Annotated in this window: 18 protein-coding genes; all 18 read right to left on the bottom strand. The window is 48.0% G+C overall.

Annotated features, from left to right (window positions below; genetic code table 11):
• Window positions 1–168: 168 nt before the first annotated feature.
• Window positions 169–531: a response regulator gene (locus tag AB4Z33_RS28545; RefSeq protein ID WP_235233882.1), complete on the bottom strand. Its 363-nt coding sequence runs from the start codon at window positions 529–531 to the stop codon at window positions 169–171.
• 21 nt (window positions 532–552) lie between these two features.
• Entirely contained in the window at window positions 553–1,821 is a 1,269-nt protein-coding gene (fliY, locus tag AB4Z33_RS28540) for a flagellar motor switch phosphatase FliY (RefSeq protein ID WP_442053155.1), read from the bottom strand.
• Window positions 1,811–2,812: a flagellar motor switch protein FliM gene (fliM, locus tag AB4Z33_RS28535; RefSeq protein WP_442053154.1), complete on the bottom strand. Its 1,002-nt coding sequence runs from the start codon at window positions 2,810–2,812 to the stop codon at window positions 1,811–1,813. The genes fliY and fliM overlap by 11 nt, the downstream gene beginning before the upstream one ends.
• A 37-nt stretch (window positions 2,813–2,849) precedes the next feature.
• Window positions 2,850–3,311, bottom strand: coding sequence for a flagellar basal body-associated FliL family protein (locus AB4Z33_RS28530; RefSeq protein ID WP_442053153.1), 462 nt, complete (start codon window positions 3,309–3,311; stop codon window positions 2,850–2,852).
• Window positions 3,308–3,535: a flagellar FlbD family protein gene (locus tag AB4Z33_RS28525; protein WP_442053152.1), complete on the bottom strand. Its 228-nt coding sequence runs from the start codon at window positions 3,533–3,535 to the stop codon at window positions 3,308–3,310. The genes AB4Z33_RS28530 and AB4Z33_RS28525 overlap by 4 nt, the downstream gene beginning before the upstream one ends.
• 62 nt (window positions 3,536–3,597) lie before the next feature.
• A complete protein-coding gene (flgG, locus tag AB4Z33_RS28520) occupies window positions 3,598–4,416 on the bottom strand; it encodes a flagellar basal body rod protein FlgG (RefSeq protein ID WP_442053151.1) in 819 nt (272 codons plus the stop codon).
• Window positions 4,417–4,515: 99 nt separating this feature from the next.
• The gene (locus tag AB4Z33_RS28515) at window positions 4,516–4,893 is read right to left on the bottom strand and encodes a TIGR02530 family flagellar biosynthesis protein (protein ID WP_442053150.1); all 378 of its coding nucleotides are present in this window, start codon (window positions 4,891–4,893) and stop codon (window positions 4,516–4,518) included.
• Window positions 4,893–5,357 (bottom strand): flagellar hook capping FlgD N-terminal domain-containing protein, encoded by a 465-nt coding sequence (locus tag AB4Z33_RS28510; RefSeq protein ID WP_442053149.1) that lies wholly within the window; start codon window positions 5,355–5,357, stop codon window positions 4,893–4,895. Before AB4Z33_RS28510 ends, AB4Z33_RS28515 begins: the two co-directional genes overlap by 1 nt.
• Before the next feature lie 41 nt (window positions 5,358–5,398).
• Window positions 5,399–6,796 carry a flagellar hook-length control protein FliK gene (locus tag AB4Z33_RS28505; protein WP_442053148.1) on the bottom strand — a complete coding sequence of 466 codons (1,398 nt, stop codon included), beginning with the start codon at window positions 6,794–6,796 and terminating at the stop codon, window positions 5,399–5,401.
• 49 nt (window positions 6,797–6,845) lie between these two features.
• Window positions 6,846–7,763 carry a MotE family protein gene (locus AB4Z33_RS28500; protein ID WP_442053147.1) on the bottom strand — a complete coding sequence of 306 codons (918 nt, stop codon included), beginning with the start codon at window positions 7,761–7,763 and terminating at the stop codon, window positions 6,846–6,848.
• A gap of 27 nt (window positions 7,764–7,790) precedes the next feature.
• Entirely contained in the window at window positions 7,791–8,237 is a 447-nt protein-coding gene (gene fliJ / locus AB4Z33_RS28495) for a flagellar export protein FliJ (RefSeq protein WP_442053146.1), read from the bottom strand.
• An 8-nt stretch (window positions 8,238–8,245) separates the two neighbouring features.
• A complete protein-coding gene (fliI, locus tag AB4Z33_RS28490) occupies window positions 8,246–9,571 on the bottom strand; it encodes a flagellar protein export ATPase FliI (protein WP_442053145.1) in 1,326 nt (441 codons plus the stop codon).
• Entirely contained in the window at window positions 9,558–10,394 is an 837-nt protein-coding gene (locus tag AB4Z33_RS28485; protein ID WP_442053144.1) for a FliH/SctL family protein, read from the bottom strand. Before AB4Z33_RS28485 ends, fliI begins: the two co-directional genes overlap by 14 nt.
• Window positions 10,387–11,388, bottom strand: coding sequence for a flagellar motor switch protein FliG (gene fliG, locus AB4Z33_RS28480; protein WP_442053156.1), 1,002 nt, complete (start codon window positions 11,386–11,388; stop codon window positions 10,387–10,389). Before fliG ends, AB4Z33_RS28485 begins: the two co-directional genes overlap by 8 nt.
• Window positions 11,389–11,411: 23 nt before the next feature.
• On the bottom strand, window positions 11,412–12,980 hold the full coding sequence (gene fliF / locus AB4Z33_RS28475) for a flagellar basal-body MS-ring/collar protein FliF (protein ID WP_442053143.1): 1,569 nt from the start codon (window positions 12,978–12,980) through the stop codon (window positions 11,412–11,414).
• A gap of 42 nt (window positions 12,981–13,022) precedes the next feature.
• A complete protein-coding gene (gene fliE, locus AB4Z33_RS28470; protein WP_442053142.1) occupies window positions 13,023–13,328 on the bottom strand; it encodes a flagellar hook-basal body complex protein FliE in 306 nt (101 codons plus the stop codon).
• Between the two features lie 37 nt (window positions 13,329–13,365).
• Window positions 13,366–13,818, bottom strand: coding sequence for a flagellar basal body rod protein FlgC (gene flgC / locus AB4Z33_RS28465; RefSeq protein ID WP_442053141.1), 453 nt, complete (start codon window positions 13,816–13,818; stop codon window positions 13,366–13,368).
• 3 nt (window positions 13,819–13,821) lie between these two features.
• A partial coding sequence (flgB, locus tag AB4Z33_RS28460) for a flagellar basal body rod protein FlgB (RefSeq protein ID WP_442053140.1) occupies window positions 13,822–14,217 on the bottom strand: 396 nt, incomplete at its 5' end.

Genomic DNA, 14,217 nt, shown 5'->3' with positions numbered 1-14,217 from the left:
CATACGAAGCTGCCCGCAAGACTGTCCGATCCCGTGAAGACCATCTGCTCATCATTAGTCGCATTGTCAACCGTTTCTTGCGCCGCCGAAGCGAGCCCTGGCATTAGCGCCGTCCCAAGCGCAGATGCGATCGAGACGCGCGAGATTAAGTTAGCCATGGCGTTACCTTTATCCGAGCGTCTTCTTGATCGCTTCGATAACGCGGTCCGCTTGGAATGGCTTCACGATAAAGTCTTTAGCGCCTGCTTGAATCGCATCGATAACCATCGCTTGTTGACCCATAGCGGAACACATAATAACTTTAGCGTTGCCATCCAGCTTCTTGATTTCTTTCAATGCGGAGATGCCGTCCATCTCAGGCATCGTAATGTCCATTGTAGTCAGGTCAGGCTTCAATTCCTTATACTTCTCAACCGCCTGCGCGCCGTCTGGTGCTTCGCCGACGACTTCGTAGCCGTTCTTCGATAAAATGTCGCGAATCATCATTCGCATAAAAGCTGCGTCGTCTACGATAAGAATGCGGTTTGCCATCTTTTTCTTCCTCCCAGGATGTTACTGTAATTTTTGAATGCGGTCCCATTGGCTTACGATATCCGTTACGCGGACGCCAAAGTTTTCGTCAATGACGACAACCTCGCCTTTGGCGATCAGTTTGTTATTCACGAGGATGTCGACCGGCTCGCCCGCCAGCTTGTCCAGCTCGATAATGGAGCCTTGCGACAACTCAAGAATATCCTTAATTTGCTTTTGGGTTCTTCCTAATTCTACAGTGACCTTAAGCGGTATGTCGAGAAGTAAATTGAGGTTTGTCGAATCAGGTTGAACGAACGCACCTCCGCCAAAATTAGCAAATTGAACAGGTTGTACATTGACATTGCGATTTGCTGCTTGATGTCCATATGTATGCGGTCCAGGGGGCTGCATTGGCATATCATATCCAGCTGCCGGCGCCCCATAAGGCATGCCTGGTTGCGTCTGTGGAGGCATCGCATACATCTGAGCTGCCGCAACTTCCTGATAAGCTGCCGTTTGCTCGACTGCCGCCGGTGAAGCCGCAGCAGGTGCTTGCGCAGGCGCTGGCGCTGGTGATGGTGCTGGCGTCGGAGCTGGAGCAACCTCATCATCGAAGCTGCCGCCCATAAGCGTAGAAACCATCTGCTTAGCGAACGATACCGGCAACAGTTGCATGATCGTCGAATCGATAAGCTCACCAATCGTTAAGCGGAACGAGATTTTGATAAATACGTCGACAGGAGGCAAATGTCCTAAACCGTCACCATTGTTCACATCCAGAATGTCGATGCCTGGAGGCGATATGTTGACGAAGCGGTTAAAGATCGTTGACATCGAAGTCGCAGACGAGCCCATCATTTGATTCATCGCTTCTTGTACGGCGCTTATATGAATCTCATTAAGCTCCTCGATCGATACTTCGCCTTCGCCGCCTAACATTAAGTCGGCAATGACTTGCGCATCCTTCGTCTTAATGACTAGGGAGTTGATCCCTTGGAAGCCATCTACATATTGCACGCTTACGGCCACATGCGGCTTCGGAAAGATATCTCCAAGTTCATCGCGTCTAACCAATGTAACTTGAGGTGTCGTAATATCGACTTTTTTGCCTAGGAGCGTAGATAGAGCTGTTGCCGCGCTTCCGAACGTAATGTTACCGATCTCGCCAAGCGCATCCTGTTCCAAGGACGACAGGAAATCTTCCAATAGTTCGGCTTGTTCGGTCGACTGCGCTGATTCAGGCTCATTAGAGGATTGACGAAGCAATGCATCGATTTCCTCTTGCGATAAATAGTCTTTACTCGTCATATTCTTCTTCCACTCCTTCGCTGAGAACCTCGTCCACCTGTATCGCAATCCGATCCTTAACCGAACCCGGACTGCCGATGAACTTAAGCTTATCTCCAACTTTTATTTTGAGTCCATCCTCAATCGGCTTATTTAATGTAATAACGTCACCGATATTCAAACCTAGAAATTCGCTAATCGATATCGAAGATTCGCCAAGTTCTGCAACGATCGGAAGCTTCGCCCTATGTACCCGTTGTTCAAGTATTTCGTATTCCTCTGGGGCGCGCGCTTTCTTCTGCGATACAAACCAGTGGTGGACGGACAGTCTTTGCATAATCGGTTCGATGACGACATGAGGAATACAAAGATTGATCATTCCCGTTGTATCGCCGATCTTCGTGCTGAAAGAGATGAGTGCGATCGTCTCATTCGGCGAGACAATCTGCATGAACTGCGGATTTGTCTCTAAGGCTTCCATGCTCGGCGAAATATCAATGATTGTTCTCCAAGCTTCCTGCAAGCTTTCTAATGTCTTGCTGAAGATTTTTTCCATAATCATTGTTTCGATTTCAGTCAAGTTGTTGATCTTGGAAGGCGCCGAGCCTTGGCCGCCTAACATTCTGTCGAGCATAGCGTAGGCAACATTGGGATGAACCTCAAGCACCATCCGCCCTTCCAGCGGCTCCGCTTCAAATATGTTCAGAATCGTCATTTTCGGTATGGATCGAATAAATTCGTCATACGGCAATTGGTCTACGTGAACGACGTTAATTTGAACAAAAGTGCGAAGTTGCGCYGAGAAATAGGTTGTCAAATATCGCGCGAAGTTTTCGTGTATGCGAGTCAAACTCCGAATATGATCCTTCGAAAAACGAGTGGCGCGCTTGAAGTTGTAAACACTGACTTTTCGTGACGTATCTTCCTTCTTTAAATCCTCTGCATCCATTTCCCCTGAGGACAAGGCAGCGAGCAGCGCATCTATTTCGTTCTGCGATAAAACATCAACCAATTTTCTCACCTCCTTCGAGGAATGTCGGCCTTAACCTTTAAATTTCTGCGATTGTAAAGTTGGTAATCTCGACCTTAACAAGCTTGCCTTTGACGAGAATAGGATTAATCAAGTTAAGAAGCTTCGATTCCAGCGCGTCTTCGCCCTTCGAGCCGCTCAGCTCTTCCGCCGTCATATCCGCAACCGCGCGGTTAATAATCGGACGCACTTCAATTTCCATGATCTTGTCAAAATCTTCTTTCGCCTTTTTGCTATCCAGTTGGAAAGCAAAGCTTAGTATGACCACATATTCTGGGTCGAGCAGATTCCGTCGGAAATCTTTCAGTTCGGAAGTAACCTCTACGCGCTCAGTGGCGGACAAAACTTTCACTTCCACTGGCTTGTTGGCAGCCTCCGCATCTGTATCAGTCAAAAATGATTTGAACAGAATTACAGCTACGATGGCGATAAGCGTAATGGACAGCAAAATCGTAATCAACCATGGCATCATCTTTTTCATGTCGAAGGACCCTCCGTTTGTTCACTCTTCTGAGCCGTCGCAATGAGGCCGATCGTCCGAAGAAATTGCTGATTAAGCAGTATCAGGTCAGATGACTTTTCTTTTACGACCATCTTCTTGCCAGTCGTAAGCGTGATAACTGTATCAGCCGACTCCTCGATCACTTCAATTAAGAGCRCATTAATTATAACTTTTGTGCCGTTCAAACGCGTTACGGTAATCATCAGTTACCCCCTCACACCTAGGGGAGACGCCTTACGCCGCCTCCCGCCGGTTAAGACTTAAATTATCGTTTTAAGTTAACAACCTCTTGCAAAATCTCGTCGGATGTCGTAATGATTCGCGAGTTGGCTTGGAAGCCGCGTTGCGCAACGATCATTTCTGTGAACTCAGCAGTTAAGTCCACGTTCGACATTTCAAGCTGACCTGCAATGATCGAGCCTGTTCCAAACTCAGGATCGCCTGCGAATGTCAGATAGTCTTCAATGGAAGCCTCCGGATTCGCATTTGCCGTCATCCGGTACATATTGCCGCCAAGCTTCTCAAGTCCGCTAGGATTGATGACTTTAGCTACAGCGATTTGCGGTCCAGGAACCGTACCGTCAGCCGTAACCGTCATAACCGTTCCGTCTTGACCAATGGAGAATGCCGTTACCTCCGGATCAAGGACGATTGGCTCTTGGTCCACGGAAAGTACGAAGTAACCGTCAGCCGTTACGAGCTGTCTGTTCGCGTCCAGTGTGAAGTTGCCTGCCCGAGTCAGCAGCATTTCAGCGTCGTCGTTAGCTCTAACCACGAAGAAACCGTCACCGTCGATACGCAAGTCTGTCGGCTGGTTCGTCGTCATTGCGCTGCCTGCCGTATGAACGGTATCGATCGAACCGATCGATACGCCGAGGCCAATCTGCTTCGCGTTGACGCCGCCGCGGACGCCTTCCTCTGGTGCTGTAACGCCAGCAACCGTTTGGCTCAAAATATCTTTGAACATGACGCGACCTGCTTTGAAGCCGACTGTGTTCACGTTCGCGATATTATTACCGATTACATCGAGCTTTGTTTGGAAACCGCGCATACCGGATACGCCGGAGTACATCGATCTTAGCATTGTTCGTTATTCCTCCTAAAAGTTTTTTCAATTCGATAGCTAGCTGCTGCAAGCCGCTTCAATCGGTCGGCGGCTCGAGGCCTCCTATTAGGTCCAGCCTTATTGAATAATTACAGCGCTATCGATCTGAGTAAATACGTTGCTCTGCATCTGACCGCCGTCCAGTGCTGTTACGACTGTGCGACTTGGAACGTTGACGATCATCGCAATGTCTCGGAAAACGATCAAAGAATCTTTCGCACCTTTGGACGCTGCATCTTCGACGGCATTCATAATCTTCGTTAATGATTCGGGTTGAAGCTTAATGCCGCGCTGCTGCATGCGCAATTCCGCATGATGGCTGAACTTAAGCACCTTCGCATCGAGCATGTCGCGGAATTCCGTTGATTGCGATCCGCGTGATGCCGCGGTTTTGCTTGGGACAAGCGGAGTGCTCTTGACCGGAAACAAATGGCCGATCTTCATCGTGTCACTCATTATGCTTCAGCCTCCTCGCTAGATTCCGAGGCGCTCGTTTCTTTAATGCCAAGCACGTAATCTAATGCGACCGACTTTTCACCCGCGGTTGCGTACAAAATGCCATCTTTCGAGACGATCGAATCCACGACGCCGCTAACAGGAATAATCGTTCCTGCTTCGTCATACTCGTTCCATTCGATCGTTTTGCCGATTAGACTAGAAGCGGAACCGATGCTTTGACGAAGCTTGGACACTTCAGCTGCCATGTTCACCATCTGCTCAACCGATGTGAATTGWGCCATTTGAGCGATGAAATCTTTGTCTTGCATAGGCTGCATCGGGTCTTGATTGCGAAGCTGAGTAACTAGGATACTTAGAAACTGATCTTTGCCTAACGTATCCGTCTTTTTCTCAGCCGCTTTCTGAACATTATCTGTACTGTAATTGGGCCAAACTACTTTGGAGGAAACGCTGTCTGCCATTTCTAATCACCTCCGTTTCTTCTCATTGTCGCCGCTAAGCGCTATGCCTTCACATTAATTGCTCTGCCGTATCCAAGTCCTTGAATCGTTACCTGCTCAACGATCTCGTTCTCGAAGGCCGCATCTGCTGATCCATCGCCGTTACCTTTCGAGGATTGCCGGTTGCCAGATGCCTGTTGCCCATTTCCTTGGCTGTTATGTTGGCCGAACAATTGCGAGGACGCTCCGCCTTGGGATACTTCCAGCTTATCGACAACTAATCCTTGCGCTTGCAGCGCCGTTCTTAATTGGGCTAACTGGTTGTCCAGCATATCTTTTGCTACTGCCGTATCTGTATGGAAGATTGCTGTCAGCTGTCCGTTTTGCATCGAGATACGAACGTCTACTTGCCCCATATGCTCAGGGAATAAAAGCAGCTTCGCCTCCGATACGCCGTCTGCCGATGTAACGTCGAACTTTTGAACGACAAGTCCAGTCATCGTTTCGGCGAATTCTTCAGCAACTACATACTGGATAGGCGCATTCTTCGCAATAAGCGGAGCTGTATGTTTCGCTTGCTCAGCATTTGCTGTCGTCACAGGCGCAAACGGTGTTTGTTCGGCCGCTGCTTGTTGTCCTGCTTCTGAATCAACCGTATTCTCAGAAGATTGCGCAGCTGCTGCAGCAACATAAGAAGGATGCAACGCTTGTTGAGATAATCGCTGCAGTAGCGTGCTCGTTTCTGACTTCGGTGAAGATACAGCCGTAAACAATGAATTCGAAGCGGAATCCGACTTCGTTTCCTGCTTGATTTGAGAATCCGAATCGTCCTGAAGCAACGCTGCCAATGCTTGAAGCTGTTGACTAACTAACGTCGTTGGCTCTTGCTGATTAACACGCTTCAGATCACCTTGCGACATGAGAGCTTGCAGCTGCAATAACGCATCCTGCAGGCTGTTCTTGATCATAGCTGCATTCCCGTTAATGCCAATGTCCGTTGATTCTTCATTGTTCGCTTGCAAGTTTGCCGCAGGTTGATTCACCATTACGATCGGTGCGCCCAACATCGCGAGCAATGCGTTTAATTGATCTAACGCCGACTCAAGCTCCGTCAAGTTGTCCTCAAGTTCAGCAGCGGGCTCGATGTTCCCATCCTCATCTTTCAGCTTCTCTAGCAAGCCGTCAATCAATGACATCAGATCCGATAGTAGCGTTAAGCTGTCTACATTCTCATTGCCTACTGTCACTGTCTGCGTACCGCCAACAATCTGAACGATTGGTTTGGCTGATCCAGCAGCTTGCGATGCGTTGCCTCCGATTTGCTGAACGAGCGCTTTCTGAAAGCTGCCACCGGCGCTTGAGCCTCCAGCAGCATTCGTCACGCTTGAAGTTTGATTCTGACCTGCCGATGTTCCTGCTTGCGATTGAACGTTCACTGCCTGCGGAATAACCATTTCCATTTTTCTCACCTCCTCTCCATGATAGGATCTAAAAGGATGCTGTGAAAAATCAGTTGCCGCTCATGAGCTTCGTTACCAGCTGTGCCGTTGTCGACTCATTAATGGCTGACATTTCCGCTAATATTGCCGAACGTGTCGTATTATCTACAAGATTCAATATCCGAAGTGCTTTACTAGGACTGACATCAACCATCTTAATCAACAATTCGGCAGCGCTTTTCGCATTCATCGAAGTAAACGTTGCGCTTAGCTGTTCCTCGTCCAGCATGGAGGAAGCCGGCTTCGTCGTCTTCGACTTCAGCTCATCCACTTGCGATTGAAGTGCAGCGATCTGCAAATCTTTCGCCGTACCAACATCCTTCAGCTTGATTGCCGCATCAGCAGCCGTCTGAGGATTCATCTTCTCCATAATCCGAACGCGATCGTCAGGACGCATGGAGCTAAAGATAAGCACCATCTCTTCAAGCGTCATGCTCTGCATGATTGGCGCTGCTTTACTCGGGGAGATGGTCGAGAACATGTTCGACAGCTCAAGCACTTTCGCCTGATACTGTTCATCCTCTACGAGCTGTTCCTCGTTCGAGCGTTTCAACTGAGCAATCTCGCCTTCAAGATCTTTGATCTGCTGCTCTTGCGCGGTCTTGGACTCTACGGCAGCCGCCAGTTCCTGTTCCTTCGTTGTAAGCTCAGCTTGCAGATCGGCGATCTTCTTGGACATATTGTCCGTCTTCAACTGTTCATCGTTTGAAGCAGACCCTGCTTCAGCTTTCGGTTCCGGAAGTACTTCTTTAAGGAAAGGAACCGAATTGCCGACTTCCAGCGCTTTATTCCGTATATCACTGTTAAACAGGATTAGCAGTACAACCAGCATGACAATTGCGAATAGAATCGGTGTCGTAAAAAACATGAACCGTTCGATCGCGCTATAACTTTGCTTCTCTGCATCCGCACCCGCCAAATCATTCACTCCCTCTAGCCAGCGTCACAGATCACGTTACGGGGTTGATATCATGAAACGGACGGTTGCCATCTCATCCAGTTCGTTCTGCTCCTTCACCTGCAGGGCGCTGCGAAACCGGTCAAAAGCGTGATCCTTGGCTTTTAGCCATACTTTCTCGTCTTTCATCTTCTCCGTAAGCAATCCTCTTCGATGCTCAACCTTTTTCTTCGCTTGGAGAACATCCGCCATCTTGTTTTGGATACAAGTGACCAAGTGATCCAAGTACTGCTGCATGACTTGAAGCTCCATTAAGGAAACCGCGGTCTGAGAAGCTTCGATCAGCTTAATCTCCCATTCCCGCTTGGACATGTGCAGTTGCTCAAGCGACTGCTCTTCCACAGCAAGCGCTCCGACCGCCGCGGACAATATCCATTCCGCTTGCGTCTTCTCGCTAGACTTTAAATCAACGATCTTCTGGAACRAATAACGAAATGCCGCCACTTAGCAGATCAGCTCCTATAGAAATCAGTAATTAATCGTTGCTGGGCTTCCTCAAGGGTTACCTTCTCATTCGTTTTTTGCCTTGTGTAGCTTTGGATTTCATCCATGTATTGGATGGCCCTATCAATTTCTTCATTTGTTCCTCGCTGATACGCCCCAATATTGATCAGGTCTTCCGAATCTTTATATACAGCAAGGTATTTTTTTAGCACATTCGCCGCGTCTTGCTGCTCTTCCGTTACAATTTCTTTCATGACACGACTGACGGAAGCCAATATATCAATTGCCGGAAAATGTCCCTTATGAGCAAGCGCCCTGCTAAGTACGATATGACCATCCAGAATACCGCGCACTGCGTCGGCTATCGGTTCGTTCATATCGTCACCGTCTACTAAAACGGTATAGAAGGCAGTGATCGAGCCTGTCGGACCAGTGCCCGCTCTCTCTAGCAGCTTAGGCAACGCAGCAAATACGGATGGCGTATACCCTCTTGTCGCTGGCGGTTCGCCGATGGCTAGTCCAACTTCACGAAGCGCCATCGCATATCGTGTAACGGAATCCATCATAAGCATCACGTTTAGTCCGCGATCACGGAAATATTCTGCGATGGAAGTAGCGATTAACGCGCCCTTCATCCGAATAAGTGCCGGCTGATCGGACGTAGCTACGATGACAACCGAGCGTGCTAAGCCTTCTGGACCAAGATCCTTCTCAATAAATTCGAGAACCTCGCGGCCACGTTCACCGATCAGGGCGATGACGTTCACATCAGCCGATGTGTTGCGGGCGATCATACCGAGCAGCGTACTCTTGCCTACGCCAGAGCCTGCGAAAATGCCGACCCTTTGGCCGTTGCCTACGGTAAGCAAACCATCAATCGCGCGTACGCCAATGCCCAGCGGGTGTTCAACCCGAGGACGCATAAGCGGATTGCTTGGCTCGTTATGAGTCGAGTATTGTTGCATACGGCTTGGGAGAAACGATCCATCGAGCGGATTTCCTAAACCGTCAAGCACTTTGCCTAGCAATTCGGATCCGACTTGAACCGTTAATGGCTTGCCCGTTCCAACGACATCGCAACCAGCGCTAATCGAATGAAGATCGCCTAGCGGCATAAGAATAACTTTGTTATCCCGGAAACCGACAACCTCCGCTTTGAGAGGCTTCGCCCCTTTGGACGGATAAATGTAGCAAACGTCGCCGATACTTGCATCCGGACCTTCTGATTCAACAGTAAGCCCGATTACCTGGGTAACTTTTCCGTTGACCCTGATCGGATCGAGCGGTTGCAAATGTTCGATATACTTGAGAACGTCAAGCTTAATCGTTTCCATGCGTATGGCCTCGCTCTTCGTTGCTATGATGCGCAAGCTGTATTAACTCTTTTTTGATCTCGGCTAGCTGCGTATCGATTCGAGCATCGATGCTGCCGTAAGCCGAACGGATCACGCATCCAAAATCTTTAACGGTAGAATCCGGCAAAATCTGGAGCTCGGCTTGCGAATCGATTGAATAATGCAGTTCTTCCCTTGCTGCTTGTACGAAAGCAAGCTGTCCAGGGGACACACATAACGTAATGACGCCTAGCTCTCTGCGTCTCGATAACGATTTGCGAATGAGCTCAATTGCCATTTCCGGTGCAGCCGACAATTGCATTCCGATAATTTTCTCTGCAATCGCGCAGCTTAATTCAACTAGGAACGGTTCCGCTTCCTGAATGATCTGCTCTCTCATATCATAAGAGCCTTTCAGAATAGCAGATGCCTCTTCGAGCTTATGTTCCCAATGTTCACGAAGCTCTGCCTCGGCTTGTTCTGCGCCTTCCGAGTAACCTTGTGCGTAGCCTTGTTGTCTAGATGCTTCCGATGTCGCTTCATCTTCGGAACGCTTGAGAAGCCACCATGTTTCAATCTGCTGTTCGGTCTCCTGAAGTAATTGCTCACTTTGCTGCGATGCTTCGCGCAGTCGGTCTTCAGCGAAAATTTGCGCATCCGAGAGAATTTGATCTCGAAGCGTTATTAACTCCTCGTCGGGTACCGGTTCGCTGTTTTGATGTTCTTCCGTCTCAGGCACTTCTGGAGCATATGGATTCATCCATTGCAGATGCTTTAATTGTTCTACCGAAATGACGCTCGAAGATTTTATCAAATTAGACAATGATATCGTCTCCTCCGCCGCGCGAGATAATGATCTCGCCCGATTCTTCTAGCCTGCGAATCGTTGCAACGATACGAGTCTGAGCTTCTTCGACGTCGCGAAGCCTTACAGGACCCATGAACTCCATTTCTTCTTTGAATGTCTCGGCCATACGCTTGGACATATTGCGGAAGATAACTTCGCGAACTTCTTCGCTCGCCACCTTGAGCGCCAATTGAAGATCGGTGCTCTCGATATCGCGAATGATACGCTGAATCGAACGGTTGTCGATATTGACGATATCTTCGAATACGAACATGCGTTTTTTGATTTCTTCAGCCAGTTCCGGATCTTGGATCTCCAGCGAATCGAGAATCGTACGTTCCGTTCCGCGGTCTACGCCGTTCAGAATCTGAACGATCGAATCGATACCGCCGGCATTTGTGTAGTCTTGAGTTACCGTTGAAGACAGCTTCTGTTCCAATACGCGTTCAACCTGCGAAATAACTTCAGGAGACGTACTGTCCATTAGAGCAATTCTTCTTGCTACATCAGCTTGCTTCTCTTGAGGCAAAGATGACAGAATATGTGACGATTGCTCGGATTGCAAATACGAAAGCACTAGTGCAATGGTCTGCGAGTTCTCGTTCTGAATAAAGTTTAATATTTGAGTAGGCTCGGCTTTACGAGCAAAGTCGAATGGTCTAACTTGAAGCGTTGCCGTCAAGCGATTGATAACATCAAGCGCCTTCTGTTCGCCAAGCGCCTTTTCCAAAATATCTTTCGCGTAGCCGATACCGCCTTGCGATATATATTCTTGAGCCAAACATATTTGATGAAATTCGCTAAGAATCGTTTCTCTGTCTATACTGTCTACCTTCCGAACATTCGCAATTTCAAGCGTCAGCTGCTCGATTTCCTCATCGCGCAAGTGCTTGAATATTTGAGCCGATACTTCGGGACCGAGCGTAATGAGCAGGATGGCCGCTTTCTGCCGGCCTGACAAACCTTGCATCGCTTTGGACAATTAAAGCACCTCTATTCATCCACTAGCCAAGTACGAAGAAGGTTGACGAATTCATCCGGCTTCCGTTTGGCAAGTGTTTCAAGATTTTTACGGGCTTGACTGTCACCATTGACACTATCAAAATCAAGCGTTGGATATTCCACTTTAGGAGGCGAAGCCATATCAATTTCTTCAACAACACTTTGTTTGCGTCTGCGAACGAGCATTACGACAAGACCGCCGATTAATGCAAGTGCCGCAGCACCGATTCCAATAGCCCAGCCGAGTGATAATCCGCTTGATTGGCTCGCAGAAGCACCTTCTGCAAAAGTTTGTGCGATTACCGAAACCTTTTTGCCCATTAGTTCGTCATTAGTAACATCTTGACCCGAATCGGCTAGTTGTGCTCTTACAAGCGCCGTCAAATAAGTTTTTACCGCTTGATTCGATTCGTCATTCAGTTTTCCTTGTTCGACGCCGATACTAATAGTAAGGTCCTTTACAAGAAACGGAGCGGACTCGATCTGATTTTTGATTCGATCAAATTCATAATTTGTCGCCTTGGAACTACTCTCCGAAGTACTTTCGCCAGAGCTCGCAGCATCATAGCCAGGAACATCGGTTTCACCTGTTCCCGTGACTCCGCCGGCTTGCGAAGAACCACCCGTAGACGAGCTGTTATTCGATTCTTCACTCAGAATAATTCCGTTGTTATTGTTGCCTTCAAGCGGTCTAACGAGATTTTCCTCCGAATATTTCTTATCGAAGTTCATCGTGCTMGCTACGCTAATGACAAGATTGTTCGATCCGACCATCGGACCTAGAAATTGTTGAATGTTCTTCTTTAATTCCGATTCGTATTTGCGCTGGATTTGGAACTGTTGTTCAACGACGTCCGTATTTCCGACAAGCGCGCCGTCAACTTCAGACGATGCGAGCTCGCCTTGCGGGCTCGATATTGTAATATCTTCCATAGCAAGGTTCGGAACAGCTGTTTTCACCAAGTTATAGTAGCCATCGATTTCTTTTTGGCTTGGGCGATAACCTGACGCAAAGTTAAGCATGATGGACGCTGAAGCTTTCTTCGCTTCTTCAGCAGACAGAAACACGCTTTCCTCCGGCAAATTAATGAGCACGTTTGATGAATTCACACCTTGCATGCCGTTAAGCAACTGCTGTACTTCACCGTTTAATGCGTTCAAGTACTTCACATTGAATTCGTTGTCCGTTGTGCCGAAAGCGCTCGAGCTAGCGTTGAACGCTTCGAAGCCGATCGAACCATTTTGAACAAGTCCTTGTGAACCAACATCAACTTTAACTCTGGATGCCACCGCGCTTGGCACTGAAATGCTTTTGCCGTTCGCGCTAAGTTCGTAAGGAATCCCACTGCCATCCAAATGATTCATGATTGCCGCTGCATCGGTTGTATCCAAATTTTGAAAAGCAATCTCGTATTCCGTTCTAGTGAACACGATTGTTAACAAAATAATAGTTACTAACAACCCTCCAATGGATGCCCCCAACCATATTTTTTGTTTTCTGCCCATCTGGCCCCAAAACTGCGTAAGTCTGCCTCGATATTGGGCGATTCTCTCGTTCACATTGTCACCTCACCCAAATGCTATGCTAGGAACGTCCTCATGCTAAATTTGCATCCGCATCATTTCTTGGTATGCTTCGACTACTTTATTGCGGATTTGCGAGGTTAGCTGCAAACTAAGCTGCGCTTGTTCCGAAGCGATCAGGACTTTCGTCACATCCACCTGACCGACTAAATATTGATCGTTAAGCTTATGTACATTTTTTTCCTGCGCACTAACATTTTCAATCGCCGTTTTTAAGTATTCGCCGAACGATTGTGTCATCTCCGCCGGAGTCGCCTTGTTAAACGATTTAGTCTCGATTAGCTTCGTCGGTTGAATCTGGCTTAGCGACATCGGTTGTATCATCAGTACCCCTCCATTCTAGTTCAATTCACTCCATTGCTTACCTGCCAATTTCAAGCGCTTTGACAAACATGGCCTTCGAAGCGTTTATTGCTGTTATGTTTGCATCATAGTTACGAGTTGCCGCAATTAAATCGACCATTTCTTTCATCACGTCAACGTTTGGCATTTGTACATAACCGTTTTCGTCGGCGTCTGGATGCGTAGGATTATACACGAGTTTGGTCGGTGTCTGATCTTCTTTGATTTCGGTCACCTTCACGCCTTGTCCAACGGAGCTATTGCTGCCCATTTGTTGGGAAAGGACGCTGGAGAACGATTGCTTCACAGGCTCCATGACAACCATCTTGCGTTTGTACGGCTCGAACTTACCATTCACGAAATTTGCACGCGTCGTTTCAGCGTTTGCGATATTTGACGAAATAACGTCCATCCGCAACCGCTGTGCCGTTAATGCAGAAGCATTAATATCAAATCCTGTCGAAAGCTTCACTCTCTACCCTCTCCCTTCTATCGCAGTTCGCATCATGGAGACGTCATGGTTAATTTGTTGGATATAAAAATTGTAACTCAATTGGTTTTTCGCCAATAACGACATTTCGCGTTCAATGTCGACATTGTTTTCACTGTTCGTCATAGAAGTCGTTTCATCGGTTACCACTTTAGCAGTTGGCACGTTAGAACCCCCGATACCAATCGGGATATGCCTGGAATCGGTCGTTCTGCCTGCAAAACGATTGAGACTATTGCCCCCCATCGATTGCTCCAGCAGTTCTTCAAAAAGTACCTCTGTCCTCTTGAAATGCGGCGTTTCAGCGTTGGCCACATTGTTTGAAATGACGCGATGCCTGAGCTCAGCCGCCTGTACGGCTCCCTCCATTCTTTGGAAAGC

The sequence above is a fragment of the Paenibacillus sp. 2TAB19 genome (genome assembly GCF_052115185.1).
In the GTDB taxonomy this organism is placed as follows: Bacteria; Bacillota; Bacilli; order Paenibacillales; family Paenibacillaceae; genus Pristimantibacillus.
This window is presented reverse-complemented; position numbering and strand designations above follow the sequence as displayed.

Bases quoted from the DNA above. Each gene is read 5' to 3' on its own strand.
- AB4Z33_RS28505 (WP_442053148.1), bottom strand. From the start codon at position 6,796: ATGGAAATGGTTATTCCGCAGGCAGTGAACGTTCAATCGCAAGCAGGA.
- AB4Z33_RS28530 (WP_442053153.1), bottom strand. From the start codon at position 3,311: ATGAAAAAGATGATGCCATGGTTGATTACGATTTTGCTGTCCATTACG.
- AB4Z33_RS28515 (WP_442053150.1), bottom strand. From the start codon at position 4,893: ATGAGTGACACGATGAAGATCGGCCATTTGTTTCCGGTCAAGAGCACT.
- fliI (WP_442053145.1), bottom strand. From the start codon at position 9,571: ATGGAAACGATTAAGCTTGACGTTCTCAAGTATATCGAACATTTGCAA.
- fliE (WP_442053142.1), bottom strand. From the start codon at position 13,328: ATGATACAACCGATGTCGCTAAGCCAGATTCAACCGACGAAGCTAATC.
- fliY (WP_442053155.1), bottom strand. From the start codon at position 1,821: ATGACGAGTAAAGACTATTTATCGCAAGAGGAAATCGATGCATTGCTT.
- flgG (WP_442053151.1), bottom strand. From the start codon at position 4,416: ATGCTAAGATCGATGTACTCCGGCGTATCCGGTATGCGCGGTTTCCAA.
- fliG (WP_442053156.1), bottom strand. From the start codon at position 11,388: ATGCAAGGTTTGTCAGGCCGGCAGAAAGCGGCCATCCTGCTCATTACG.
- AB4Z33_RS28545 (WP_235233882.1), bottom strand. From the start codon at position 531: ATGGCAAACCGCATTCTTATCGTAGACGACGCAGCTTTTATGCGAATG.